Below are 26,089 nucleotides of genomic sequence, written 5' to 3'. Positions count from 1 at the left end.
CGACCGGAAACGGACGATGAATCAGACCGTTCTCACCCATCAACTGGCGGCCCGGATCACCGACATCATCCGCACCGCGAATGTCCCGAAGGGCATGCGGCTGGTGGAACGCAAGCTCGCCGAGCAGCTCCGGGTGTCGCGGTCGCCGGTCCGCAATGCACTGCGGCTGTTGGAGGCCGAGGGCGTGGTCGGCGGCGCCGACGGCGGCGGCTACGTGGTGCTCGATCCGCAGCTCGCCTCGGAGCCGCGGGCGACGCCGACGCCGAGCGACGAGGAGACCTATTACCGGATCGCCCGCGACCGGCTGGACGGCACGCTGCCCGAGCGGGTGACCGAGAACGCGCTGGTCCGCCGCTACCGACTGACGCGTGTTCAGTTGACCAAAATCCTCCGGCGCATCGCCGGCGAGGGTTGGATCGCGCGGCTGCCCGGCCACGGCTGGGAGTTCCTGCCCGTGCTGACCTCGATGCAGGCCTACGAGGACAGCTACCGGTTCCGCCAGACTATCGAGCCGGCCGCGATCCTCGAGCCGGGCTTCGTGCTCGACCGCGACGCCCTCGTCGCCTGCCGGGCCGAGCAGCAGCGCCTGCTCGACGGCGACATCTGGACCGTCTCGAACGCCACCTTGTTCGATCTCAACAGCCGCCTGCACGAGGCCATCGTCACCTGCAGCCGCAACACCTTCTTCATCGATGCGCTGAAGCGGGTCGACACGCTGCGACGGCTGATCGAGTACAAGCAGTCGCTCGATCGCAAGAACGCCGTGGTGCGCTGCCGCGAGCATGTCGTGCTGGTCGACCTGCTGCTCGCGAATAACCGCGAGGAGGCGTCCGCGCTGATGCGGCGTCACCTGGACTCGGTCGGCCGCGAGAAGGTTTTGCCGAAGCCGGATCGTTGACTTGGAAACTTTCCGGTCCGGCGGCATACACGATTTGAAAACCTTTCGGGTTTTGACGGCGGATAAACCACGTCCCCCGGATCGCATTGACCAGAAGACGCCCGTCCCTATCCTGATGCCAGGCGCGAGAAGGGGACCCGCGTGCTGATCGCTCCAAAGACCGCCCGCTTCATCGCGCGCATCCGCGCCATGATGTCGGTCGCCGAGGCGGCCGGACGGCTGGACTCCCGTCCGGGCGCACCGACGCCGTTCCGCATCGTGCCGCGCACGACCGCCGGCACGATCGCGCGGCTGTGGTCGCGGCTCGTGGCCGCCGGCGTTCCGCCCTCCGCCCAGGCGGCGCTCGCCGACGACGCGACCATCGCCGCAGCCGAGAGCTTTTCCGCCAATATCGAGAGCATGATCGGCACCGTGAAGGTGCCGGTCGGCATCGTCGGGCCGCTGCGGGTGAACGGCCTCAACGCGCATGGCGACTTTCTGATCCCGATGGCGACCACCGAGGCGGCGCTGGTCGCCTCCTATGCGCGCGGCGCGACCGCCGCCAACCGGGCCGGCGGCATCGCCGCGACGACGCTCTCCGACGGCGTGCTGCGCACGCCCGCCTTCCGCTTCGCCTCGATCGCCGATGCCGGCCGCTTCGTCGACTGGGTGGCGGGCAATCCAGAGCTGCTCACCGCGGCCGCGAACGAAACCACCCGGCACGGCGCGCTCGTCTCGATCGACCCGGTGATCGACGGCGAGGTCGTGTTCCTGCTGTGCACCTATTTTACCGGCGACGCCGCCGGCCAGAACATGGTGACGTTCGCGACCGACGCGCTCTGCCGCGCCGCGCTGGCGCAGTGCCCGATCGCGCCGCTCTCCTGGTTCCTCGAAGGAAACTACTCGGGCGACAAGAAAGCCTCGTTCCTCGGCGTCATGCAGGGGCGCGGCCGCAAGGTGACGGCCCAGGTCGACCTGCCGACGGCCGTGGTCGAGGATGTGCTCGGCGTCGGCATTGCGCGCATTCTCGAATACGGCCGCATCGCCAATCTGGGCTCGCTGTTGTCCGGCCAGATCGGCGCGCAGGCCCACTATGCCAACGCGCTCGCGGCGCTCTATCTGGCCACCGGCCAGGACGCGGCCTGCGTGGCCGAATCCGCCGTCGGCTACACCCGCATGGAGCCCTCCGACATCGGCCTCAAGGTGACGGTGACGCTGCCGAACCTTCTGGTCGGCACCGTCGGCGGCGGCACCGGCCTGCCGTCGCAACGCGCCGCACTCGATGTGATGGGGCTCGCCGGCACCGGGCACGCACCGGCGCTCGCCGAGGTCGCGGCCGCGCTCTGCCTGTGCGGCGAGCTGTCGCTCACGGCGGCAGTCGCGGGCGGCCAGTTCGGCTCCGCCCACAAGCGCCTCGCCCGCGGGAGACACTGATGTCCGATCTCGCCGGAGCCGATCCGAAAAGCCTGGCCGGCCGGCTGTGGATCTATCAGGCGGAGCGCTTCCCCCTCGCTCGCACCATTCCCCTGCTGCTCGCCTTCTCGGCCTCCTCGGTGACGGCGTCGGCGCATCTCGCCGGGCGGCCGGTACCGGAGTTTTGGGCCTACGCGACGGCCTTTGTCGTCGTGCTGGTGTTCTTCTGGCAGATGCGGGTCGCCGACGAGGTGAAGGACGCCGACACCGACGCCCGCTGGCGGCCCGAGCGGCCGATCCCGCGCGGCCTGGTCTCGCTGCGCCTGATCGTCGGGCTCGGCATCGCGTCGTCCTTCGTCGCCCTCGCAGCGGCCTTCGCGTTCGATCCGTGGCTGGTGCTGCTGGTGCTGATGGTGTGGGCTTGGCTCGGCCTGATGACGGTCGAGTTCTTCGCCCCAAAGCTGTTGCATGCCTCACCGGCGCTCTATCTCGCCACCCACATGGCGATCATGCCGCTGATCGACGTGTTTTTGACCGGCTGCGAGTGGCTGCCGGCCGGCCACGGCCTGCCCACCGGCCTGTGGACCTTCCTGCTGATGAGCCTCGCCAATGGCTGCGTCGCCGAGTTCAGCCGAAAAATCTGGGCGCCGGTGAACGAGCGGCCGGGCGTCGACACCTACACGTCGGCCTGGGGAATTTCGGCCGCCGTCGCCGCGCTCGCCGGCGCCTGGCTTCTGGGATTCTTCGCGCTCATCGCCTACGGGCACGTGCTGGCGATGACCAAATGGTTCGTGATCGCCGGCGCGGCGGCCTCGCTGCCGATCGCCGGCAGCATGATCACGTTACTGGCGAGCCCGACGCCGGCGGCGCAGAAGCGGCTGGAGACCCTGTCGGGGATCTGGATCCTGCTCTGCTACGTGCTCGCCGCGACGCTGCCGTTCGTCATCCGGATCTGACCATGGCCTTTACGCTGGCGATCCAGGACATCATCGCGGCCGGCGCGGGCGTCGCCGGCGGCAAGGGGTTTGCCCTCGCGCAGTCTTCTTCGGCCGGCGTGCCGATGCCGGGCTTCTTCGTCGTCGTCCCCGAGGCGCTGGGCGAGGACGGCTCGCTGCCGCCGGAGGCGGTCGCCGAGATCGAGACGCGCCTCGCCGGCCTCGTGCGCGAAAAGCTGACGCGGTTCGCCGTGCGCTCCTCGGCGCGCTCGGAGGACGGCGCCGCCGACTCCCATGCCGGCCAGTTTCTCACCGTGCTCGACGTGACGGCGGACGACGTGCCGACGGCCGTGGTGCATGTGATCAGATCCGGCCTCGCCGGCAGCGTCGCCGACTATCGCACCGCCAAGGGGCTCACCGGCGCCGAGCTGCCGGCCGTGGTCGTCCAGGGCATGGTGGCGGCGTCCGCGGCGGGTGTCGCCTTCGGGGCCGACCCGGTGTCGGGCCGCACCGACAGGGTGGTGATTTCGGCCGTGCAAGGCCTCGGCGACCGGCTGGTCGCCGGCGAGCAGGACGGCGAGACCTGGCGGCTCGACAAGGCGACGCTGGAGATTCTGGACAGCCCCGACGACGCGATCCTGACCGATGCGCAGGCCAAGGCCGTCGCCGCCCTGTGCGTGCGCGCCGAGGCGCGAAAAGCCCGGCCGCAGGACATCGAATGGGCTTTTGGTCCCGACGGCGCCGGGCCCTTTCACCTGCAGGACCGGCCGATCACCAGCCGGCTGCTGCCCGCCTGGACGCCCGAGACCAAGCTGACCGTGCTCGACAACTCCAACATCGTCGAGAGCTATCCGGGCCTCGTCTCGCCGCTCACCTTCAGCTTTGCCGCCATGGCCTACGACCGCGTCTACCGCGCGTTCTTAGGGATGATCGGCGTGCGGCGCACCGTCATCGATGCGCACGCGGCCGACCTCGCCGGGATGCTGACGCTGGTCGACGGCCGCATGTATTACAATCTCGGGAGCTGGTACCGGCTCCTGTCGCTGCTGCCGCTGTTTACAAAAAACCGCGCCAGCATGGAGACCATGATGGGCGTGTCGCAGCCGCTGCCCGACGAGGCGGTGGGCGACACGGCGCGGCCGGGCGTTCTTGCGGCGTTGCGCATGATCCTCGGCCTTTTTCGCGGGGCGCTGCTGCTGCCGGTCACGCGGGCGCGCTTCATGAGCCGCATGGCGGCCTGCGTCCCGCCCGGCCGCAGCGCCGACGACCTCGCCCAAAAGCCGCTGTCGGCGCTCGCCGCCGAGTATCGCCGCATCGAGGCGGCGCTGCTCGACCGCTGGGACGCGCCGATCGTCAACGACTTCCTGTGCATGATGGCCTATGGCGGCTCCCGCCGCCTGATGGAGCGCTGGGCCGGCCCAAACGGCCTCGCCCTCCACAACGACGTGATGATCGGCCAGGGCGACATCGTCTCGGCCGAGCCGGCACGCCTGATCCGCGCCGCCGGCGAGGCGCTGGCGCAGGCCGGGCCGGCGCTGCGTGATCAGATCACGGCCGGCGACGTCGCTGCCGCCTTCGCGCATCCGGCGCTCGGGCCGCAACTGCGCGCCTACATCGACCGCTTCGGCGACCGCCGCATCGGCGAGCTGAAGCTCGAATCCCCCACCCTCTCGGACGACCCCGCCCCCCTGCTCGCCGCCGTGCTGGCGGCGTCGCGTAAGAACGATACGGGCTTCCGAAAGAGCCCCCCACCCCCGACCCCTCCCCGCCATTCGCTGACGCGAATGGGGGGAGGGGAGCCGAAGCGCCTCGACTCCCCTCCCCCCGCGAGCGAAGCGAGTGGCGGGGAGGGGTCGGGGGTGGGGGGAACGGCGCCGGCCCCGGACACCACCCTCTCGGCTCTGTTCCACGACAAGCCCGTGAAGCGCCGCGTCGCTTCGGCGCTGCTCGCCTACACCAAGGCGCGGGTGCGCGACCGCGAGAATTTGCGGTTCGAGCGCACCCGGATTTTCGGGCGTGCCCGGCGCGTCTTCCTCGCCATGGGCGCGGCGCTTGCCGCGACAGGGCGTGTGGAAAACGCCGCGGACGTGTTCTGCCTCACCGTCGACGAGGTCTTGGGCGCCGCCGAGGGCCATGCCGTGACTCACGACCTCGCTGGGCTGGTGGCGCTGCGCAAGGCTGAGCGCACCCGCGACGCCGCCCTGCCCGATCCACCCGAGCGCATTCTTCTGCGCGGCGCCGTGGGGGATCGCTCGGCGCGCATTCGTGCCGGCACGACGGCCACGGTGTCCCCCGGCATCGATGCGCAAAAAGAGCGCCGCGGCACGCCTTGCGGGTCCGGTCGCGCGAGGGGAAAAGTCCGCGTCATCCGCGATCCGGTGACCGATCAGCTCCAGCCGGGCGAAATCCTGGTCGCCCGCCACACCGATCCGGGCTGGATTCAGCATTTCGTCAACGCCGCCGCCGTGGTGGTCGAGCGCGGCAGCGTGCTGTCGCACTCTGCCATCGTGTCGCGCGAGCTCGGCATCCCATGCGTGGTCGCGCTCGCCGGCGCCTGCGCCTGGCTCACCACCGGCGAGGAGGTCGAGGTCGACGGCTCGATCGGAACCGTGAGGCGGATCGATGCCTGAAACAGGGATCGCATCAAAGGCGCGCTTCGACATCGTGCGCTACGCGCAGGTGTGGGAGGACGCCGATATTCTCGTGGACGCGCTCGCCGGCCCGCCCGGACGCACCTTCCTGTCGGTGTGCTCGGCCGGCGACAACGCGCTGGCGCTGCTGCTGCTCGATCCCCGCACCGTCGTGGTGCGCGACCTGTCGGAGGCGCAGCTCCACTGCCTCGCGGTCCGTATCGCGGCGATGCGCACGCTGGCCTGGGCCGAGTTCGTCGCCCTGATGGAGCCGACGCCCGCGATCGACCGCACCGCCCTGATGCAGCGCGTGCTGCCGGCGCTCTCGCCCGCCGCGCGCGAGTTCTGGCAGACGCGGCTCGATGCGGTCGAAATACTCGGTCTCGCCGGAGTCGGAAAATTCGAGCACTATTTTGCGGTGTTCCGGCGCCGCATCCTGCCACTGATTCATGGCGCCGCGACGGTCGAGGGCGTGTTCGTGCCGCGCTCTCGCGAAGACCGCGAAAACTTCTTCACCGAGCACTGGAACAACTGGCGCTGGCGGCTCGCAACAAATCTTTTCTTCTCGCGTTTTGTGATGGGGCGGCTCGGCCGCGATCCCGCCTTCTTCGCTCATGCAGAGGGGAGCCTGCCGGCGCAGGTGCGGCGAAAGGTGCGGCAGGCCGCGGTCGACCAGGATCCGTCGAAAAATCCGTACATGCAGTGGATCCTGATCGGCCGTCACGCGGGCGCGCTGCCGCTCGCCTGGCGCGAGGAGCATTTTGCCACCATCCGGGCGCGGCTCGATCGTCTCGACGTCGGCCTCGGCCGCGTCGACGACCAAGCGGCGCAAAAATTCGACGGTTTCAATCTGTCGGATGTGTTCGAGTATATGGCGGCGGACGAGTTTTCGGCCTGCTACGGGCGGCTGCTGAGCCTTTCGAATCCCGGCGCGCGGCTGGTCTACTGGAACATGATGGCACCGCGCAGGGTGCCGGCCGTTCACGCGAGCGCAGTGCGCCGGAACGCCGAGCTCGAAGCGCGGCTCGCCGCCGCCGACAAGGCGTTCTTCTACGCCGATCTGGTCATCGAGGACGTGACGTGACGACGCTCGGCATCCTGATTGCCATCGCCTCGGTCGCAGCGCTGTTCGGCATGGCCTACGGCGTGCGCATCGCCGGGCTCAAGTTCGGCTGGCCGGCGGAGGCGCAGCGCAAGCTCGTGCATGTCGGCGTCGGCGTGCACGCGATGCTGCTGCCGCTGGTGCTCGACCGCGCCTCTTTCTTCATCTTCGCCGCGCTGGCGCTGGTCGCGCTCATGATCCTGCGCTCGCCCTGGGGCAGCCGCGGCGCCGGCGCCTCGGTGCATTCGGTCGAGCGGCGCTCGTGGGGCGACCTCTTGTTCCTGCTGTCGGTCGCCGTGCTGTTCGTGCGCGCACCCGGGAGCCCTGCCCTCTACGTGCTGCCGATCGCCGTGCTGACGCTGTCGGACGCCGCCGCCGCCGTGATCGGCACCGCCTATGGCCGGCGCCGCTTTGGCTCCGGCGACCGCATCAAGAGCATCGAGGGCACGGCCGTCTTCTTCGTCGTCACCTGGATGGTGGCGGTGACGATCCTGATCACGGCGACCGACGTACCGCGCCTCAACACCGTGCTGCTGGCGACCGTGGTGGCGGCCTTCGCGGCGCAGGTCGAGGCGGAGTCGTGGAAGGGGCTCGACAACATCTTCGTGCCGCTCGGCATCCACGCGCTCCTCACCTTCAACGGCGACGCCGACCCGCTGCTGCTGGCGCTGCTCGCCGCCGCCTTCGTCGGATCCATGGCGGTGGCGCAGCTTTCCGCACGCTTCGTCGGCATGACGCCGCATGCGCTGCGCTCGACCGCCGTGTGCCTGTTTCTCACCGCCGGCATGACGGCGCCACGCCACGCCATCCTGCCGGTCGCCGCCTTCGTCGCGCACGTCTTCTCGCGCCGCGACGCCCAGAACCCCGAGCTCGACGATCTCGACTTCGTCGCCGTCGTCTGCCTGATCGGCGTGTTCTGGCTGACGGTGGCCGGCATCACCGGAAAGCTCGGCACCGAGTTCTACACCATCACGTTTGCGGGCGTGCTCGCCGGCCTCGCCGTGCTGTGCCTGCAGACCAGGGCGCTCGACCGACGGCTCGCCGCCGCCGCCGCAATCTCGGTGGCGACCTTTCTGGTGCAACGCTGGATCATTTCGGGCGACGGCGCCGACATCCTGTGGGCCGGGCGGGCCGAAGCGGCCGTGACGGCGGCGCTGACCATCGCGGCCTGTGCGTTCGGCGCCGCCTGGCGGCCGATCCTGCCCTATCGCCGCGGCCCGCTGTTCACGGCGCTGGCGCTTGCGATTCCCGCAGTCGCCTACGCAATCGCCTGTCGGGGCGGATGACGCAGTCAGGAGTCTTGGTGATGACACAGGACATCGCGATCTCGGAAACCCTGCCGTGGAACAGCCGCCGAACCGCGGCGATCGCCAGCCCTGTCTTTGCCGACGCCGCCGCCGGGGAAGCCTATCTGAGCGAGGCGAAAGCCGAGGCCCGGCACCGCGGCTTCGAGGCGATCGTCGGGCCGATGGCGGGCGACACCTGGGGCTCCTATCGCGTCGTGATCTGGAGCGACGGCAGCCCGGCCTTTTTCGGTGAACCGAAGACCGGGCCGTATGATCTCGAGGCCTATCTCGCGGCCGGTTTCGACATCGCCGAGACGCATTCGTCCGCCGTCGCCGCGCCCGGCTCGCGCGGTTTTACGACCGTCGGCCCGCAGGACGTCACCGTGACGGCGTGGGACGGCCGCGATTCTGAAATGTTGCTCGCCGACGCGCATGGGGTCGTCATGGCGGCCTTCGCCAGGACGGCCTTCTTCCGGCCGATCCCACGCGAGCATTTCGTCGCCGCCTATCGGCCGGCCCTCGCCAAGGCGGATCCGCGCTTCGTGCTGGCGGCACGCGATGCCGGCGGCCGCCCGGTCGGCTTCACGCTGGCGTTCCCGGATCCACTCCGCCAAGGCGCCGTGGTGCTGAAGACCTATGCGGGGCTGCTGCCGGGCATCGGCCGGCGGATGGCCGACATCGTCCACGCCACCGCGGCCGAGGCGGGTTTCTCCGAGGTCGTTCACGCGCTGATGCGCGACGGCATCGCCTCGGCGTCGCAGAGCAAGAAGTTCGGCGGACGGCCGATCCGCCGCTACGCCCTGATGGGAAGGCGTCTCTGAAACCGTGCTCGGTTTGAAGCGATTCTCGCCATGACGCCAATCAAACACGAGCCGGGATGCCGAAACGTGACGCTGCTCGACCACTTTTCGCAGCGAACGGCGGAGCATCCGGACCGAACTGCCATCGTCGAGCGCGACGGCAGCACGATCACCTATTCCGGTCTATCGAAGCGCGCCGAAGAACTCGCCGCCGCATGGGCGGCGAAGGGGATCGGCAAAGGCGACCACGTGCTGGTCGCCGTGTGGCCCGGCATCGCGCTCTACGCATCGCTCGCGGCACTTTGGCGACTCGGCGCCGTCGCAGTGCTGCCCGAGGCGGCCATGGGTCTCGCCGGGTTCCGCCATGCCGCGGCCGCGGCCGCGCCGAAGGCGCTGCTGGCCGACCGGCCGATCCGGCTGCTGTCATGGCTGTTTCCTGAAACGCGAAAAATTCCGCTCGGCCTGTCTCCCCGCTCGGTCGGTGACGCCGACGCGGCGCCCTCTCCCACCGTGGCGGCAGCCGATCCGGCGCTGATCTCGTTCACCAGTGGTACGACCGGCAAGCCCAAGGGCATGGTGCGCAGCCACGGCCTGCTGCTGGCCCAGCACGAGGCGCTGGCCTCGCTGATCGCGCCGCAGGACGAACACGAGACCGACCTGGTCGCCTTCCCGGCCTTCGTGCTCACCTGCCTGGGCCACGGCACCACGGTGGTGATGCCGGGCTGGGACCTGCGCCGGCACGACAGGGTGAGCGGCGAGACCATCTCCCGTCAGGCGCGGGCCATGGGCGTCACCCGCCTGCTGGTGCCGCCCGTGATCACGGCACGCCTTGCGCAAGACGGACTCACCACGCCGGTGCGGCGCGTGCTCACCGGCGGCGGACCGGTCTATCCCGACGTCGCCCGCGCGTTCCTGACAAGAAACCCCGGTACCGGTCTCACCATCGTGTACGGCTCGACCGAGGCGGAGCCGATCAGCCACGTCGAGGCCGAGGCGCTGTCCGAAACAGACTGGCAGGAGGCGGCGCGCGGCGGCGGCCTGCCGGTCGGCGCGCCGGTGCCGGAGGCGACCGTGCTGATCGAGGACGGCGAGATCCTGGTCGCCGGTCCGCACGTCAACGAGACCTACATGGATCGCGCGCAGGACGCCGTCACCAAGCTGCGCCGCGACGGCCGCATCTTCCATCGCACCGGCGACGCCGGGCGGCTCGACCAGCAAGGCCGTCTCTGGCTGCTCGGGCGGCTGGCGGCGTCACGTCCCGGCCTGCACCCCTTCGCCATCGAGACGGCGGCGCGCCTGCAGCCGGGCGTCACGGGCGCCGCCGTGGTGGCAGTGCAGGATCGCGTCGTGCTGTTCGTCGAGGGGGCGGCGCCGCGGCTCGGCGACGATTTTGCGAACCGGCTCGCGACGCTCGGCATCGCGGTGCGGCCGCTCGCCGCGATCCCGCTCGACCGCCGACACCGGTCGAAGCCGGACTACGCCGCCCTCACCAGACTGATGGACGCGTAGCCGAAGGTGTTCGCGACGGACCCGATGGCCGGTCCTCGCGAGTCGCAAACCCGCACAGCGAAACAACCATGGCCCCGGAGACGAGCTCCGGGGCCATGTCAGAGGGGCATTCGTAGTCGGTGCGGCCGATCAGTACCGCGCCACGACCGGAGCGCCGAAGAAGTTGAAGCGGTAGTTCACACCGACCTTGACGAGGTGAGCCGTCAGATCCACGTCGCGCTGCAGGACGCTGCCGACCGGAATCTGGGTGCTGGTGCTGAAGGAGACCAACGAATCTGCGGTCTTGGTGCCGAAGTCGAGGTAGTTGTACTCGAGCGTGAACGACCAGTTCTGCAGGAACCGCTGCTCGATACCGGCGCCGACCACCCAGCCCTGACGGTTCTCGGTGAACCCGGAGGCCGTCGACAGCGTGTTTCCCACATAGGTCGCGCTCGAGGTAACGTCTCGGGTCCAGGCCGCGCCGCCCTTCACGTAGAGCATGAAGTCGTTCGACGTCCAGCCGAGGCGGGCCGTCGCCGTGGTGAACCAGTCGAGACGATCGGTGTGATAGGCCACGATGCGGGCCGGGGCGATCGGGCTCAGGACGGTGGCGTCACCGTCGACGCCGCTCCACGAGAAATCGGCCGCCGCGCCGATGACCCAGTTCGGCGCGAACTGGTAGTCGCAACCGATCTGGCCGCCGCCGATCACGCCGAGCTTGTCCTCGGTGTACGAGGAGCCATACGGGAAGCTGGTGCTGTTCAGCACGCCCACATTGGTCGACTCGGCGCGAGCGATACCGCCGCCGAAGTGGCCACCGATAAAGCAGCCCGTCCAGGTCGCAACCGGAACCGGCACGACAACGGGCGGCGCTTTCACGGGCATGTCCGCAGCCGAAGCCGCCGTCGCACAGGCCAGTAACGCCACACTTCCCAACAGCAGCTTCTTCATGGGACCCCCCTGTGAATTTCCCCACGTCCAAGTGTGGCCTAATGTAATCGAGCCGCCAAACTTTTGGTTGTATTTTTGCCACACTCGCCAAGATCCCGGGTTGCAGGGCCACCAACCCTCCACCCAACCCTACTATTCCGCTTTGGCGATTGGCCTACTCCCGACCGAGGCCCGCGACAGATCCGCCGGCGCACGCGCCGCCCGCAATGCGCCCGAGCCGGCCGCCCCATGCCACCCGACCATCGAATCGAGAGACGAGACGGCCGGGCGCAAGGCCCGCAAACCGGCGGCCCCGTCGGACGCCGCGACCGTCGTCTAAGTGCTTGGTCAGTCCATCTTGATGTCGGCGGCCTTGACCAGCGGCCACCACTTGTCGATCTCCGCCTTGTGGTAGGCGCCGAGGCCCTCCGCGGTCTGCAGCGAGGCGTCCGGAATCGCCTGGCCGAGCTCGCCGAGACGCCTCTTCGTCTCCGGCTCCTTCAAGGCGGCCTGCACGGCGGCGGCGAGCTTGGCGATCGCCTCCTTGGGGGTGCCCTTCGGGGCCCAGAAGGCGTGCCAGATCGACATGTAGAAGCCCGGCAGGCCGGCCTCGTCGGTGGTCGGAACCTGCGGGGTCGCCGGCAGCCGCTCGTTGGAGGTCACGGCGAAGGCCCGGACGGTGCCGCCCATCACCTGCGGCACGGCGTTGGCCGCCTGCTCGAACAGCACGTCGATCTGCCCGGCCATCACGTCCTGCAAGGCCGGCCCGCTGCCGCGATACGGAATGATCTGCCCCTGCACGCCGAGCCGGCTCTGCAGGGCCAGGCTGCTGACATGCGACGGTGTGCCGGCGCCCGAGGTACCGAAGGTGATCTTGCCCGAGTTGGCCTTCATCCACACCAGCAGCTCGGCCAGGTTCTGGGCCGGCAGCGTCTTTCGCCCGACCAGGATCTGCGGGTTGGAGGCGATGACGGCGATCGGCTCGAGGTCCTTCACCAGATCGAAGGGCAGATTGTAGATCGCCCCGTTGATCACATGCGTGCCGACATGGCCGATGCCGAACGTGTAGCCGTCGCCGGTCGCCCGCACCACGCGGGTGACACCGATCGAGCCGCCGGCCCCGGTGGTGTTCTCGACGATCACGGGCTGGCCGAGCGTCACCCGCATGCGCTCGGCGAAGATGCGGGCGATGGTGTCGGTCGGTCCGCCGGCCGAGAACGGAACCACGATGGTGATCGGACGCGACGGATAGGCCTGGCCGAACGCCGTGGCGGTCGTCGCTGCCAACATGCAAAGTACTGCGAAAGCAAGCCTGGACATCAAAGCCTCCGACTGTTCGCGCAATTGCAGGAACGCTGTGCCTGGGGGTGGTCTCCGGTCGTGTCGAGATCGCGAGCGAGGCGCCGCTGTTCCGCGACTTATGTCCGCGACGCCGTGATGTCGGTATCGACGATGCCGATGGTGGAACGAGCCAAAGGGCCGCCGGCCTCACGGCGCGCAGCGGCGACATCCTCGGCGAGGCCGCCGACGATCGCGTCGCCAGCCCCCGCGCGAATGCGCCTGCGTCCGAAGGACGTAGCCATGCTGCAACCCCCAGCGAGGTCAGTATTGACTTCCCACCAATATTGTCAACAATCTTGGTGACGGAGATTCTGATGACGTCCACCCCTGCCGCGACGGCCGAGAAGGACCAGCAGCGTCCCCTTGCGGACATCCTCGAAGAGGAGATCGTGCTGGGCTATCTGCTGCCCCGCGAACGGCTCGTCGAGGAGGAGGTGGCGCTTCGCTGGAGCGTCAAGCGGCACGTCGCCCGCGACGCCATCCTGACCCTCGAGCGCATCGGGCTGGTGGATCGTGTGCCCAACAAGGGCGCGGTCGTGCGCATGCTCGGCGCCGCCGATGTCGAGCAGATCTATTCGGTGCGGGAGGTGCTGGAGACGCTCGCCGCGGAGCAGATTCCGCTGCCGGCCGCGCCCGACCTGATCGCGCGCCTGATGGACATCCAGACGCAGCATTCCGCCGCCGTCGCGGCCGGCGACCCGCGAAAAGCGTTCCGTGCCAACATCGCCTTCCACGACATGCTGTTCGCGAGCTGCGGCAATCCGCATCTCGCCGATGCCATTCGCGGCTTCGAGCAGAAGGTGCACGGCATCCGCTCCATCACGGCGGCCGATCCGGCGCTGCTCGCCCAGGCACGCGACGAGCATCTGGCCATGATCGCGGCGCTGCGCGCCGGCGACCGCGACGGCCTGGTCGCGCTCTGCCGCAGGCACCTGATCCCGGCCCGGACCGCCTATGTCGCGGCGCTGAAGCGGCGGGGCCTCGCGTGAGCAGGCCGTTCTCTGCACGGCCGCGAGCCGCGGCGCGCCGCGCGCCACCCTGATCGGAGACCCATGACATGGCGCGCATCGAGACGTCGCAGAAGCAGACGTTCGGCCCCTTCATCCGGCTTCACCCCGATGACAACGTGGCGGTCGCCCGCAGCGCCGTTCCGGCCGGCACGCCGATCGGAGCCGGCGATGCGGTGACGGCAAGCGACGTTCCGGCCGGCCACAAGGTCGCGTTGCGCGCGGTGCGGGCCGGCGAGCCGTTCCTCAAGTACAATGTGGTGATCGGCTTCGCCGCCGCCGACATCCCGGCCGGCACCTATGTCCACAGCCACAACATCGCGTTCCGGGAGTTTTCACGCGACTACGCGCATGGGCGCGACTATTGCCCGGTCGACATGGTGCCGGAGGCCGAGCGCGCGACCTTCCAGGGGATTATCCGCCCGGACGGCCGCGTCGCCACCCGCAACTATATCGGGGTCGTCTCCACGGTGAACTGCTCGGCCACCGTGGCCAAGCGGGTCGCCGACTGGTTCACGCCGGAGCGGCTGGCGGCGTTCCCCAACATCGACGGCGTCGTCGCGCTCACCCACGGCCTCGGCTGCTCGATGGAAATGACCGGCGAGCCGATGGCGATTCTCCGCCGGACGCTCGGCGGCTACATCCGCCATCCCAACATGGCGGCCGCCGTGGTGGTAGGGCTCGGCTGCGAGCGCAATCCGATCGTCGAATTGTTCGCCGACGAGCGGCTCACCGAAGGCCCGCTGCTGCACGCCCTGGTGATGCAGGACCAGGGCGGCACGAAAAAATCGATCGAGGCCGGCATTGCCGCGGTCCGCGAGATGCTGCCCGAGGTGAACAGCATCACCCGCCGGCCCGTGTCGGCCAGCCACATCGTCGTCGGCCTGCAGTGTGGCGGATCGGACGGCTTCTCGTCGATCACGGCAAACCCGGCGCTCGGGGCCGCGGTGGACATCCTGGCGCGCCACGGCGGCACCGGCATCCTGTCGGAGACGGCCGAGATCTACGGCGTCGAGCACATCCTGACCCGGCGGGCCGCCTCGCGGGAGATCGGCGAGCAGCTCATCGATCGGATCCGGTGGTGGAAGGAGGAGTACTCGGTCGGGCGCGACACCCAGATCAACGGGCGGGTGACCCAGGGCAATGCCGCCGGCGGCCTCGCCAACATCCTGGAGAAGTCGCTCGGCTCGTCGATGAAGGGCGGCACCGGTCCGCTGATGGCGGTCTATCGCTATGCCGAGCCGGTGCGGGCCAGCGGACTGGTCTTCATGGACACGCCGAGCTTCGATCCGATCTCGGTGACCGGCCAGGTGGCGGGCGGCGCCAACCTGATCGCCTTCACGACCGGCCGCGGCTCGTGCTTCGGCTCGGTGCCGGCCCCGACCGTCAAGCTCGCCACCAACACGCCGATGTTCACGCGTCTCGCGGACGACATGGACATCAACTGCGGCACGATCCTGGACGGCTCGGAGTCCATCGAGTCGATGGGCCGGACGATCTTCGAGCAGTTCCTGCGGGTCGCCTCGGGCCAGAGGACCAAAAGCGAGCTGCTGGGTGTCGGCGACAACGAGTTCGTGCCCTGGCAGGCCGGGGTCTTCAACTGAGAACCTGAACTGACGGGGCGAAGAAGCGGCGCGGCAACCTTTGGTTGATACGCAGGAACCCCAAGGTCCGCAAACGACCCTCCGGACGACTCAACCTTGCCGCATTCGGCAGGCTTAGTGTGACGGTGCGTCGGGGGACGCGTGTCGCCGGTGGAGACCTCACCACGGGTGGCGAATACGGGTGGGGGAAGCATTGGTTCGTGTTGGAGTTCGCGCGATTCCCATCGGGATCGCGGCGCTGGCCATGGGGTTCGTCCTCAAATCGGTGGTGACGCAGGCGACTCCGGCCGACGCCGGGTTGGGCGCCGAGCCGCGCCTCTCGGTTTTCGGGACCATCCACCCGGACATCTTCCGGCTGCGCGCGCCGATCGGCGCATCCCCGCTCGGTGTCCGCGTGGCGAGCCTCGACCCGCAGATCGGGCTCGAGACGCAGGATCTCCAGGGCGACTCCCCGGCCACCTGGCAGACCGCATCCTTCCATGAACGCTTCGGCTCGCTCGACGAGCCCGCGGCCGGCTTCGAAGACCGTTTCGGATCCCGCCCACGGGGCATCACCGGCAGCGTCAGGCTGCCGTCGGATCGAAACGTCCAGAAGGCCGCCCGTCCGATGGGCCGGCTGCCGGACGCAGCACCAGCCACGACCGCGGCGGCGCCCAAGAAGCACATCCGTCCTGGACAGGCGCGCCCGGACCCCGTCGCCGTCCCGGAGGAGGACGACGGCCGCACCGCGATCTACGACATCTCGGCCCGCGTCGTGTATCTGCCGAACGGGCGCAAGCTCGAGGCCCATTCCGGCCTCGGCAGCCTGATGGACGATCCGCGCCATGTGCATGTGCGGATGCATGGTGCAACGCCGCCGAACGTCTACAAGCTCACGATGCGCGAGCAGCTTTTTCACGGGGTTCGCGCCATCCGCCTCAACCCGGTCGACCACAGCAAGATGCACGGCCGCGCCGGCATCCTGGCGCACTCCTACATGCTCGGCCCGAACGGCGATTCGAACGGCTGCGTGTCGTTCAACGACTATCCGGCCTTCCTGGCGGCGTTCCAGAGGGGCGAGGTCACCCGCATGGTGGTGGTCGATCGCCTCGACAGCCCGCCCGGCCCCAAGGTCGCTTCCGGTTCGGGGTGGCTGACCGACACGGTCAAGAAGCTGTTCGCGCGCGACGACGGCAGCGATCGTTACGCCTCCGCCGGGCAGTGAGGCACGCCGGTTCGGGCGACGGCTCTCAGGCTTTCGGTGTCTCGGGACGCCCCTGATCGCGAGCATTGGGCGGCAGGCGTGCGCGCCGCAGCCTGACCTGCCCGGCCAACGCCGGCACCAGCGGTGACAGGCCGCCGGCTACACCACCCCACGGGACGTGATCAGGGCCGAGCCCGGACACTCGCCCGATTTCCCTCAACCTGTGAGGATCGACTTGAGCGCATCGCGCTCGGTCGCCATGAAATCGAAGAACGCGGCAACAGGCGGCGTCCGGCGCAGATCGGGATGCGTGAGCAGACGCCAGCTCCTGGCCAATTCCGGGATCGGCCCGAGCACCCGGACGAGATCCGGCTCTCCGTCCGCGATTGCGGTCGGCAGCGGACCGATGCCGACACCCGACTTCACCCCGTACATCAGTCCGAGAACGCTGTTGTTGCGGGCCGCGATGCGCGCATCCGGCGCAACCTGTGTCAGCCACTGCGCCACCCGATGCTTGCTCATCGTCTCGTCCAGACATACGAGCGCATGGCGCGACATCTCGGCGACACTCTCCGGTCTGCCGTGACGAAGGATGTATTCGCGGCTCGCATAAACGGCCCAGATCGAATCGGCGATCTTCCGGCCGACCAGTTCGTCATCCGTATCGCCGGACCGAAAGGACACGTCGGCTTCGCCCTTGGCCAAGTCGAGATAGCGGTCGCTCATGACAAACTCGACGCGAAGCATCGGGTGACGCGCGTGGAATCGATCGATCAGCGGCATCATGCGCTGCACGATCGGTTCGGGGCAGGTCACCCGGATGATCCCGGGCCGATCGCGCTGGCCGATCTGCCGCTGGAAATCCTCGACCGCGGCTTCGACCCGTTCCGCGAACGGCCGCAACTGCTGTCCGGTGTCGGTCAGGCGATATCCGGTGGCCGTCCGCATCACCAGCTTGTGCCCGATCGTCTTCTCCAGATCGGCCAGCCGGCGTGACACCGTCGACTGGCTGGTGCGAAGCGCCTTTCCGGCGGCGATCGTGCTGCCATGGCGAGCGACCGCGAGCAAGTATTTGAGATCGTCCCAATCCAACATTCGGGGATTATGCAATTCCGAGGCCCCCGACCGCAATCTCGCTGCTGCCGCATGCCCTCGCCGTCGCGTACACGTCGCGACAGGCAAGGCGAGGAGCCGTCACCCCCATGCAACGAGCAATCGAGACCATTGCCCTCGAGTCGCCCACAGGCGGCCAGCCCCGGGCAGCGTCGATGCTCGTCGCGGTGGTCATCGCCGCGACGGCCGCATGCCCCGGACCCGGTCGCGCCGAGACGCTTCTCGAGCGCGGCAGCTATCTGGTCAACACGATCCTGGCCTGCGCCAATTGCCACACGCCCAAGACCGCCGACGGCCGCGCCGTCGAGGAGAAGGAACTGGCCGGTGGCGGGCTGTCGTTCACGACGCCGGCGTTCAATGTCACCGCGTCGAACATCACGCCCGATCCCGAGACCGGCATCGGCGCCTGGAGCGACGACGACATCAAGCAGGCGCTCACGGCAGGAGCACGCCCTGCGCATGCGCGGCTGCCGGGCGCACCGCTTGCGGCCGTGATGCCTGCAGGCTTTTACAAGGCCCTGCTGCCCCGCGATCTCGACGCCATCGTCGCGTATTTGCGCACCGTGAAGCCGGTGCGCAACGCCGTGCGTGTCCCTGAATACAAAGCTCCGGTGCACCGCGACGCCTATCCGGACGCCGAGGCTGGATTCTCCGAGGACAGCCTGCGAGATCCGGTGAAGCGCGGCGCCTATCTCGTCACCATCGGGCATTGCATGGAGTGCCATTCCGCCTGGGCGCGCGGCATCTCCGACTATGCGACAGGCCTCGGCAAGGGCGGGCGCAAGTTCGGGCCGGACCTCGTTCAGGGCTTCGCCGCCGACTGGCAGGGGTCGACGGCTCCGAACATCACGTCGCACACGAGCAAGGGTATCGGTGGGCGGAGCGATGCCGACATCAAGCGCGCGATGACCCAGGGACTCGGATGGGACGGACGGGTGCTGAAACCTCCGATGGGGTACGCCTGGTATGCCGGCCTTCACGAAGAGGACGTGCAGGCGATCGTGGCGTGGCTTCGCACGGTACCGCCCGCAGAATAGCGCCCACCCGACACTCCGGCCGAGCAAAACATCATGAATACGGCATCACCATTTGATCCACGGCAGTTCAAGGACGCGACGCGCGGGCATTGGGACAGGTCCGCCCAGGGGTGGAGCGATCAGAGCAACATCATCCGCGGCTGGCTGCGCGGCGCGACGGACGCCATGCTGGCCATGGCCGAGGTCGGACCGGGAATGCGCGTGCTCGACGTGGCCGCCGGTGCCGGCGATCAGACGCTCGACATTGCAGAGCGCGTCGGCCCGACCGGGTTCGTGCTGGCCACCGACCTCTCGCCGGCCATCCTGGCACTGGCTGACGATCGACTGCGGCGCGCGGGCATCCGCAATGTCGAGGCTCGGGCCGCCGATGGAGAAGATCTGGGCGGCCTGCCGGCCCACTTCGATGCGGCGATCTGCCGACTGGGTCTGATGTTCTTCCCGGATCCGGCGCGCGGACTCGGCGAGATGTTCCGCCTGCTGAAGCCGGGCGGCCGGGCCTGCACCGTGGTGTTCTCGACTCCCGAGAAAAACCCGTGCGTGAGTATCCTCATGGCCGTCGCTCTCGCGCATGCCGGCCTGCCATTGCGCGACCCCGACCAGCCCGGCGGTCTGCTCAGCCTCGGCAAGGCGGGACTGACTGACGCGCTGTTTCGTCAAGCCGGATTTTCCCTGGTTGCCACCACGCGGCTCAATGCCCCGTTCCGGCTGCCGTGCGTCGGCGACTATCTCGATTTCATCCGCATGTCGGCCAGCCCAATCCTGCAAATCCTCGACCGGCTGGACGAGTCCCGCAAACGGGCCGCCTGGGCGGAGATCGAGGACAGGCTCGACGCCTTCGCCACACCCGACGGATGGGAGGGTCCGAACGAATTGCTGCTGACAATCGGGCGCCGACCGTAGCCGCGGAGATCCGCTTCGGGGCAGACCCGGACTGCAGCTTGCTTCACGGGGCTCTTTTCACCCCGGTCCGGCGGCAGGCCGTCAGGGCGGCACGCCCGTCGGGTGCGGCTGCCCCGCTTCGGTGCGGTCCCTCGCCGCTCGGTCGCCGCACAACAGCGGCTCGGAACGCGCCGCCGGCGCTCAGTGGCGTGGCGGGCCAAGGGCGGCAAGCAGCCGGATCGACGGCAGTGGGCCCAAGAATCCGCCAAGTGATTGATTTATTGATGGTAGCGGAGGTCCGCTACATCCGATCCCCCCACCGTCCGTTCCCATTCTGTTGCAGGGTCGCCTAAACCGAAACGGGCCTGGCCTCTCGGGCTGCGGGACCGCGAAACGTGTATCAAGCGTCAGAATCTAGCCACCAGCCCCTCAAGCCCGCCGCGAAGCCGGCAGCGCATGCAGGCCGACCAGCCGCGGCATCGGGGCGGACGGTCCGCACCGCGAACAGGTGAGGCCGAAGACGAGGCTGGCGACCGCCGCCTCGGGGTGTCGGTCGACGCGCCGGAGGTCGACGGCGCCGATGGTGACGCAGGCTGGGCACAGCACTTCGAGGAAGGGCATGCCGGCGAGCAGCGCGGCCCGGAGGCTAGGCGACCACAGCGGCAACTCGTCACTGGCGAGCCCGGCGTTCCAGCGGCCGACGACGGCGCGCGCCCACTCTTGCCGCGCCCGGTCCTCGGCGAGGTCGAAGGCACGCGCTTTCATGCGCGGGATGCGGTCGCGGACACCCATTGCGGTCGACTCGGAGTTGCGGGCGTCGATCCTAGGCCGCCGCGCCGGGCTAGCCAACGTCGTCGCGCTCCGATCACGGCGCCGGTGCCTCGTCCTTCTGTTCGCCCGCGTCGCGACGATCCGGAGCGCGTCGTCGGCCAGCGGGTGCTGCAGGGCGAGGGCCTCGGCAACCGGCGCCGTCAGCAAGGTCGCGGCAATGTCGCAGCGTGCCCGCATAGACTATGTCTACGATTGAATAACGTCATGCTGCGCTAAATAGTGCCTCCAGATCCGCAGGCGATGCCATTCGCAAAGCCTGTGCCCGCGTTCTAGCGTTTGAGACATCTACCAACTGAATCGTGCCATCTTTTTTGCGGCCGACCATGAGGCGCCCAAATTCGAGGTGATGCTCCTCGGCAAATTTCGCCAACCCCTTTGTCTTGGCCCATGTGTCCAAACGGCTGTCGTCGTGCGGCTCGAGCAAATCGACCAGATAGGAAGCTCCAATCTGACGAACGATGACGAAATCCGGATAGAAGGGCTTCTCGCCGCCATGCTCATACGGCACACAAAAAGCCCAATCCCGGCGCGGCAGGTTCCGAAGCCAGCAGACAAACCCCTCTTGCCTCATCGCCCATGCCAGAAAACCGGCCTCCCACGTGTTTAGGGTCGCGGAAAACTCACCCTTGCCGTCCGCGAAGAGGTGCTTGGTCCACACGGCCGAGCCCGGCATCTCGACGATGACATCCGGCAATTCCCAGTCCTGCGCTTCCGCTTTCCCGCTTGTCTGAATGAGATGTTTATAGCGAGCGCGCTGCGAGGCTGGCAGCCTGTTGATAGCCTGCTTATTGGCCTCCCACATCGTATCGAAAGCCATCCGTGCAAGGCGTTTCATGGTCCCATCGGTCTGCTCTTTCTGGAGTATGGCAAAGAGCTCAAGCTTAGCCTCGTTAGGCTTCGCCCGGTCGTGATATCGCTTCCAATAGGTCCGATGCAGTCCCTCGCCAGCCGCCAGAACGCGGCCCGCTTCGTCGAAAAGCTGCTCGATGTTCTCGGCGGACAGAACCATTCTGGCCGTTCGGTGACCGGTCACGTTCATCGCGCCGATCTCGACGGCAGTCACGTCCACGTCAATCTCGCCGCCCTCGCGGACCGTCCGATCCCAACCCGGATCACTTGTGGCGTAATCATCCCTGAGGCTCTTCAGTGCCTCAGCGAACTCGGAACGAAGCCGCTCATCCGCGTCCTCGTCGAGACCATCGTGAACCAGTAATCCAGCAAGGCGAAGGGCGCGCTTGATCTCGCTCATTTTTGGGGCACGGGCGATGCTGTAGTTCTTGAGCATCGCCAGATGGCTGAACACGGCCTCGAACGCCGGATTGCGGGGATACTCCACGGCCTTCGTTGTGACATTGCTCGGCGTGCCGTCGTGCTCATCCGGACTGCGCAACCGGGCAAGGACATCCTCAAGTGTCTGGGAATCGTAATGCGGGAGGAAGAGCTCAACCGTGTTGAGAACCTCATCGCTTTCGATTCGCCGCGCGAGAGGCGTGCGAATCATGCGTCCGACAAGCTGGGCAATGCTGGTCGGGTCCTGCGCGCGGCGAAAGCTCATCATCACTTCAGCGCGTGGGCAGTCCCAGCCCGTCGTCAGAGCCGTCTTGAAGAAGACCACCTTAACGTCTGCGGCACCCTGAATCCGGGAGGCATCCATCCGGCGGATGATCCGGCCGCTATACTGGATATCCTCTCGGTTTTGGAAGCAGTGTACAATTTCATGCGGCCCGAGTTGGCCGATCTGACGCTCAATGACCCGCACCACGTCATCCAGCGGGGTGCGGGTGAGAATATTGTCGCCCCCATCTACCACCTGAACAACCAAAACCGGACTTACTAGTTCCTTCTCGCGTTCCCGCGTGCAATAGGCAGCCCACCTGTTACGAAAATCCTTCCAGCGTGCCGCCGCATTTTCAAGAAGCGTCAGGTCGCTTTGCGCCGCCGCTGCAGGGGAAGTTACGACGATCAGATCCTTTAGTAACCCGCTCCGCTGCACGGCATCCGGCGGGATCGAGACGGGCCGCTGCGTGCGGCTGGTATTCCCGAGAAGCTCGGTGAACCGCTGCGGAGTGGCACTCATGCCGAGAACCAGGGGAACTGGCAGCAACCCGTCCTCGTCGGACCCAGTGATGAATTTCTGCATGATCGGCTTTCGCTGACGCTCGGCAACGCCGGCGCCGCGATGCGCCTCGTCGATGATCACCACGAAATCCTGGGGAGCGGCGGCGACAGTGTTGGCGATCGTTTGCCAGAAAGTGACGTTTTTGCGGTCTCCCTGCTTGGTCAAAATCTTGTCGCGGCCGAGCAACTGCGTATTGATGAAATACACATGCCCCGGCTGCAAGCGGAGTTCGTTGAAGCTCTCGCTGTCCACTGTGATGAGTTTGTGGAACGGGACATTGTCGCACGCGGCCATGAGCTTGGCCTTGCTCTGCGCGTTGAGTTCGGGCGAGTCCGATAGCCACAGGAAGGTTGTTTGAGGGCGCGCTACGATGCCGTCAGCACCGCCGAACAACCAATCGATCACGGCCGCTACAGTTATGGTTTTCCCAGAGCCTGTAGGCGCGCTGAGAGTGATCGCCTCCAACTCGCCTTCCGTCACACCCGGACGGGCCTGGGCAAGTTTGTTGAGGATGCTTCGGGCGGCCTCGGTCTGGAACGTCTTGAGTTCGTATCTCATGACTTCGGCGCCTCAGGTGCGAAGGAGTTTTGGCTGTTGAGGCGGAAGTTTTCGAGATAGCTCTTGTATAGCTGAAAACATGTGTAGCGCACGCCGATGGCTCGCCGCATCAGCGCAAAGTTCTCGTCGCTGTCTGTCACCAGGAACACCATGTTGATGTCGGGCCTCTCTCGGAGCTTCTCCCTGAACTCCCGGAATTTCTTCTCCTTGATGAGCACGGCAAAGGGGGAGTGCTTCGGGATAAACCATGAGCTGGTGCCCTTGGAATCCGCGCGTTCCCCTGTCGCCCCAGCCATCATCCACAAGATCGGAAGGATTGCCTTGAACGCTTCCCCGCGCGCCACGTCGTCCGGATTGATGAAATCGAGCCGGAAGTATTCGACGTTCTCCTCGAAGCCGCCCACAATGCGAAGCTGCTTGGCGTGGCCCTCAATATCGAGATAAGCACCCGGCAGAGCTGTACCGTCTGGCCGGGTGCCGGTAACAGCCGCTTTGCATCGAGGCCAAGTGACACTCTGGCAAATGCCGACCCGTTCAAACTCCGGATCTCCAGGGAAGTGACCCTGCTTCATGAGTCGCGTCGCGACTACCTCGCCGGGCTCGTTGTTTGATACCAGGATACAGCGGCGGAAGCCGCCAAGCTGCGCATTAATGAGAGCGGTCGCGTGCAAGGTGGTGCCGGAGCCGGCAAAGAAATCCAGCACTAGAGCGTTCGGCCGGTCGCCGATCACGGTCAACAACGTGTCGCGAACGGCATATAGGGACTTGGCAAAGGGAAAGGCGTCGCGTCGACCAAGAAGTTGGTGAAGCATTGATGTGCCATGTGTGCCTGCGTCATGGCGCGAATGCCACCAGACTGTTTTCACCAGCTTAGTGTTGGTTTTTCTATACCAAACATTTATCGTCCAACTTCCCGTAACCTGGTTTTTCCGACCAACAGCTACGCGCTTTTCAGAAAGCGCCGCTCGCATTGAAGGCGAACTAAACCGCCAGCACCGTTGATTTCCATCAGCATCAATTGGCCAAATCGCGGTGTAGCCATTCCTGTTGGCGAAGCTAGGATCTTGGCCAAGGGGTATCGGATCTCCAACATCCTTCACCGTCCTAGTCTCAGGGTCGATGAAGATCGGGTAGAATTGCCGCCAACGCTGATGCCGGTAACTCGACTGATTGCCACGTCGACGCGCGTGGCGAAGGGTCCAGAGTTCGATGTCCTCGGGAGGGAAGGGAAGATCGGCACGCAAAGCCGAGATCTCGACTTCCGTGCTCTTGTCGTCGGCCTCGCTCGTCCCCTCGTCCTCGTCCTCGTCTTCCTCCTCCTCCTGGTCCTCGTCTTGCTCCTCAGCGATCACTTCCTCGGTGACACCGATCCGGGCCAGGTCCCGAAGAAAATTGGCGTTGACGACCGACTGATTGCTACTCGGAATGCAAAAGACCGCATGCTCTTCCATCCGGGCGAAGTTATAGCGGCCCGCCCCCTTTGGATTAATAACTATCGTCACCATTCGCCGAAGGTGGCTTCCAATGACGTCTTCAAGAAGCATGCCTAGATGGTGAAGCTCATTTTCGTCGATCGTGATTATTAGAACGCCGTCCGATTTCAGAAGCCGCTTCGCCAAAAGCAGCCTTTTTTTCATCATTGCGAGCCATTTAGAATGGCGGAACGAGTCTGCCTGATCGACATAATCGTTGTTGTATTTCCAGTCGCGCGCACCGGAATTATAGGGCGGGTCGATGTAGATGACATCGACTTGGCGCTCGTAGCAGTAGAGGAGAAGCTGTAACGCGTGGTAATTTTCCGCGTTGATCAGTGTGTGCCACGGCTTCTCGGGTCCGCCACGTCCCACGCGATCAATGGGCGTCAGCATCGGATAGATCGGATCGCCGAACCGGCGAACCGCAACGAGGTCGGAAACCGGGGCTTCCTGCGTGACGGGTGATGGACCTTCGACGGCGCTTTCCAGTGTGGCAATACCGCGCCGGATGCCCTTGATGTGCCAGAGCTGGTTCCCGCGCTCCCGCTTTCGGGCAACGAGATCGCCCTCGCCAATTGGAAGGTTCGGGAGGCGGACGGTCTCGGGGAGATGTTCCTCGAAAACGAGACCGAACTTCTTGGATCGCTTTAGCTCGCGAACCTCAGCAGCGATCTCCTTGCGGAGATGCTCGTTGCCGATTTGAGCCACGAGCTCTTCAATTCTGGCCATAGGGTTTATTGACTCGTTGAGCGGGATGTCGACTGGTTGTGCTTAACTACTTTATACTCGGTACACGTCGCGTTTTTATTGGCTTTTATTGTGCATTTTGATCACAAGCCCCCGCTGTGTCGTCACGGATCTATTCTATCACCTTGACACCGCAGCCCTCGTTGCCATGTGTGTTGTGGGTTCACGCGCAGACAGGTCGAGATCGACGCTGCCGAACGATATAACCTGGTTCGCATGCGCACGCAGCATTTCAGGTCGCCTTCGATATCGCGGATGATCCTAACCGAAAGGACTCCAAGGGATTACGGTGACAGTGCATTTAATGCACAAACTCGCCGCCGTCGCCCTCGTTTCGATCGCGATGCCGGAGGTCTCCCGAAGCCAGTCGCCGAGCCGCCAGCCGCGGGGCTATTCTATCTCGAGGCTCCCGCAGGATTAGCCAATCGGTCATGCGCACTTCAGCGTGGGGGATCGATGGTAGCGGGTCGAAACTGGCTAAGTCATTGATTTCGTTAATGGTAGCGGAGGAGGGACTCGAACCCCCGACACGCGGATTATGATTCCGCTGCTCTAACCAGCTGAGCTACTCCGCCCCGACAGCCGATATGGCCGGCCGTCCCGCGCCTCGTGCGAGGCATCGGGGACGGCTCCATAGCACATCGTCCGGACCGGACGCCAGCCCCGGTCGGGCAATGATTTAGGGTCCGGACTCATAACCAGTAGCAGACGGTCGCGGCGATGTGGACCGCGGC

19 protein-coding genes and 1 tRNA gene are annotated in these 26,089 nt (G+C 66.8%); 13 read left to right on the top strand and 7 right to left on the bottom strand.

Annotation, left to right across the window (positions count from 1 at the left end):
* Positions 1-16: 16 nt before the first annotated feature.
* From HXX10_RS00100 to HXX10_RS00065, 8 genes are all read left to right on the top strand, one after another.
* The gene (locus HXX10_RS00100) at positions 17-898 is read left to right on the top strand and encodes a GntR family transcriptional regulator (RefSeq protein WP_296519304.1); all 882 of its coding nucleotides are present in this window, start codon (positions 17-19) and stop codon (positions 896-898) included.
* A gap of 141 nt (positions 899-1,039) precedes the next feature.
* The gene (locus HXX10_RS00095; RefSeq protein WP_296519303.1) at positions 1,040-2,311 is read left to right on the top strand and encodes a hypothetical protein; all 1,272 of its coding nucleotides are present in this window, start codon (positions 1,040-1,042) and stop codon (positions 2,309-2,311) included.
* On the top strand, positions 2,311-3,246 hold the full coding sequence (locus HXX10_RS00090) for a UbiA family prenyltransferase (protein WP_296519302.1): 936 nt from the start codon (positions 2,311-2,313) through the stop codon (positions 3,244-3,246). The genes HXX10_RS00095 and HXX10_RS00090 overlap by 1 nt, the downstream gene beginning before the upstream one ends.
* Positions 3,247-3,248: 2 nt before the next feature.
* Complete coding sequence (locus tag HXX10_RS00085) at positions 3,249-5,855, top strand: PEP/pyruvate-binding domain-containing protein (protein ID WP_296519301.1); 2,607 nt, start codon at positions 3,249-3,251, stop codon at positions 5,853-5,855.
* Positions 5,848-6,939 (top strand): DUF3419 family protein, encoded by a 1,092-nt coding sequence (locus HXX10_RS00080; protein ID WP_296519300.1) that lies wholly within the window; start codon positions 5,848-5,850, stop codon positions 6,937-6,939. The genes HXX10_RS00085 and HXX10_RS00080 overlap by 8 nt, the downstream gene beginning before the upstream one ends.
* Positions 6,936-8,243, top strand: coding sequence for a hypothetical protein (locus HXX10_RS00075; protein WP_296519299.1), 1,308 nt, complete (start codon positions 6,936-6,938; stop codon positions 8,241-8,243). Before HXX10_RS00080 ends, HXX10_RS00075 begins: the two co-directional genes overlap by 4 nt.
* Before the next feature lie 20 nt (positions 8,244-8,263).
* Positions 8,264-9,064 carry a hypothetical protein gene (locus tag HXX10_RS00070; protein WP_296519298.1) on the top strand — a complete coding sequence of 267 codons (801 nt, stop codon included), beginning with the start codon at positions 8,264-8,266 and terminating at the stop codon, positions 9,062-9,064.
* Positions 9,065-9,094: 30 nt separating this feature from the next.
* Positions 9,095-10,552, top strand: coding sequence for an AMP-binding protein (locus HXX10_RS00065; protein ID WP_296519297.1), 1,458 nt, complete (start codon positions 9,095-9,097; stop codon positions 10,550-10,552).
* 129 nt (positions 10,553-10,681) lie between these two features.
* On the opposite strand, the gene HXX10_RS00060 is transcribed toward HXX10_RS00065, so the two are convergent.
* The gene (locus HXX10_RS00060; RefSeq protein ID WP_296519296.1) at positions 10,682-11,482 is read right to left on the bottom strand and encodes an outer membrane beta-barrel protein; all 801 of its coding nucleotides are present in this window, start codon (positions 11,480-11,482) and stop codon (positions 10,682-10,684) included.
* A 327-nt stretch (positions 11,483-11,809) separates the two neighbouring features.
* Positions 11,810-12,751 carry a tripartite tricarboxylate transporter substrate-binding protein gene (locus HXX10_RS00055; RefSeq protein ID WP_296519295.1) on the bottom strand — a complete coding sequence of 314 codons (942 nt, stop codon included), beginning with the start codon at positions 12,749-12,751 and terminating at the stop codon, positions 11,810-11,812.
* Between the two features lie 365 nt (positions 12,752-13,116).
* Here HXX10_RS00055 and HXX10_RS00050 point away from each other — a divergent pair, with 365 nt between their 5' ends.
* The 3 genes from HXX10_RS00050 (at position 13,117) to HXX10_RS00040 (ending at position 16,617) form a co-directional block, all read left to right on the top strand.
* The gene (locus tag HXX10_RS00050; RefSeq protein WP_296519294.1) at positions 13,117-13,791 is read left to right on the top strand and encodes a GntR family transcriptional regulator; all 675 of its coding nucleotides are present in this window, start codon (positions 13,117-13,119) and stop codon (positions 13,789-13,791) included.
* A gap of 68 nt (positions 13,792-13,859) precedes the next feature.
* Positions 13,860-15,413, top strand: coding sequence for a UxaA family hydrolase (locus HXX10_RS00045; RefSeq protein ID WP_296519293.1), 1,554 nt, complete (start codon positions 13,860-13,862; stop codon positions 15,411-15,413).
* A 244-nt stretch (positions 15,414-15,657) separates the two neighbouring features.
* Positions 15,658-16,617: a DUF2778 domain-containing protein gene (locus HXX10_RS00040; RefSeq protein WP_296519292.1), complete on the top strand. Its 960-nt coding sequence runs from the start codon at positions 15,658-15,660 to the stop codon at positions 16,615-16,617.
* A 195-nt stretch (positions 16,618-16,812) separates the two neighbouring features.
* On the opposite strand, the gene HXX10_RS00035 is transcribed toward HXX10_RS00040, so the two are convergent.
* Positions 16,813-17,691: a LysR family transcriptional regulator gene (locus tag HXX10_RS00035; protein ID WP_296519291.1), complete on the bottom strand. Its 879-nt coding sequence runs from the start codon at positions 17,689-17,691 to the stop codon at positions 16,813-16,815.
* A gap of 107 nt (positions 17,692-17,798) precedes the next feature.
* Here HXX10_RS00035 and HXX10_RS00030 point away from each other — a divergent pair, with 107 nt between their 5' ends.
* The gene (locus tag HXX10_RS00030; protein ID WP_296519290.1) at positions 17,799-18,746 is read left to right on the top strand and encodes a cytochrome c; all 948 of its coding nucleotides are present in this window, start codon (positions 17,799-17,801) and stop codon (positions 18,744-18,746) included.
* Between the two features lie 33 nt (positions 18,747-18,779).
* On the top strand, positions 18,780-19,646 hold the full coding sequence (locus tag HXX10_RS00025) for a class I SAM-dependent methyltransferase (protein WP_296519289.1): 867 nt from the start codon (positions 18,780-18,782) through the stop codon (positions 19,644-19,646).
* 408 nt (positions 19,647-20,054) lie between these two features.
* Here HXX10_RS00025 and HXX10_RS00020 read toward each other — a convergent pair whose 3' ends face one another.
* The 4 genes from HXX10_RS00020 to HXX10_RS00005 all read right to left on the bottom strand — a co-directional run bounded on the left by HXX10_RS00020 (position 20,055) and on the right by HXX10_RS00005 (position 25,930).
* Positions 20,055-20,417 (bottom strand): hypothetical protein, encoded by a 363-nt coding sequence (locus HXX10_RS00020; protein WP_296519288.1) that lies wholly within the window; start codon positions 20,415-20,417, stop codon positions 20,055-20,057.
* A 241-nt stretch (positions 20,418-20,658) separates the two neighbouring features.
* Positions 20,659-23,133 (bottom strand): DEAD/DEAH box helicase family protein, encoded by a 2,475-nt coding sequence (locus tag HXX10_RS00015; RefSeq protein WP_296519287.1) that lies wholly within the window; start codon positions 23,131-23,133, stop codon positions 20,659-20,661.
* The gene (locus HXX10_RS00010) at positions 23,130-25,337 is read right to left on the bottom strand and encodes a DNA methyltransferase (RefSeq protein WP_296519286.1); all 2,208 of its coding nucleotides are present in this window, start codon (positions 25,335-25,337) and stop codon (positions 23,130-23,132) included. The genes HXX10_RS00015 and HXX10_RS00010 overlap by 4 nt, the downstream gene beginning before the upstream one ends.
* A gap of 516 nt (positions 25,338-25,853) precedes the next feature.
* A tRNA-Met gene (locus tag HXX10_RS00005) sits at positions 25,854-25,930 on the bottom strand.
* Positions 25,931-26,089 lie beyond the last annotated feature (159 nt).

The sequence above is a fragment of the Rhodoplanes sp. genome (genome assembly GCF_013377085.1).
Classification (GTDB): Bacteria; Pseudomonadota; Alphaproteobacteria; order Rhizobiales; family Xanthobacteraceae; genus Rhodoplanes.
Note: the sequence above shows the minus strand (reverse complement) of the source record. Positions and strands in the feature narration are given on the sequence as shown.